The organism is Bacillus sp. FJAT-45350 (assembly GCF_002335805.1).
Classification (GTDB): domain Bacteria; phylum Bacillota; class Bacilli; order Bacillales; family NISU01; genus FJAT-45350.
Genome location: NZ_NISU01000014.1, coordinates 1 through 640 on the forward strand (window position 1 = coordinate 1; position 640 = coordinate 640).

Annotated in this window: 1 pseudogene; it reads left to right on the top strand. The window is 38.1% G+C overall.

The features are described from left to right. Nucleotides 1-87 precede the first annotated feature (87 nt). A pseudogene (locus tag CD003_RS22850) lies at nt 88-640 on the top strand (IS3 family transposase); the annotation flags it as partial.

Here is a 640-nt window from a genome sequence, read left to right on the forward strand (position 1 = left end):
TTTCTGATGCTAGTCTAATTAATGGACACGTTAAATTGGGGGAAATGCAGTATAATTAAACCTAACAATTTAACGGGAGTGTCCAAGATGAAAAGAAGAAGCTACGACAAAGAATTCAAGATAAGTGCAGTACGTATGGTAACTGAGGAAGGGAAAAAGAAAGCCGAAGTTGCCAGAGAATTAGATGTGGCAGAACAGACGTTACACAACTGGATTAAGAAATATAAGGAAGATAGCGAAAGTAGTTTTGTTGGAAGCGGAAACCTAAAGCCAGAAGATAAAGAGACAAAGGATTTACAGAAAAGACTTCGTGATTTAGAAGAGGAAAATGCCATCTTAAAAAAGGCTATGGGCATCTTCGCAAAAGACCAGAAGTAATTTTTGACTTCATTAAAGAGCACCAACACCAGTTCCGTGTGGCGAAGATGTGCGAAGTATTAGGTGTCTCAAAAAGCGGTTATTATGCTTGGCTCAATCGTCCAAAAGGTAAACAAAAAGTGAAAAAGGAAAAGTTAACGAGTCAAGTAAAACGAGTTCATTTAGAGTCACGAGAGATATACGGCAGTCCGAAAATTACAATGCAGCTGAACAGTGAAGGGATTAAGGTATCGCAAAAAACGGTAACACGTATTATGAAAGA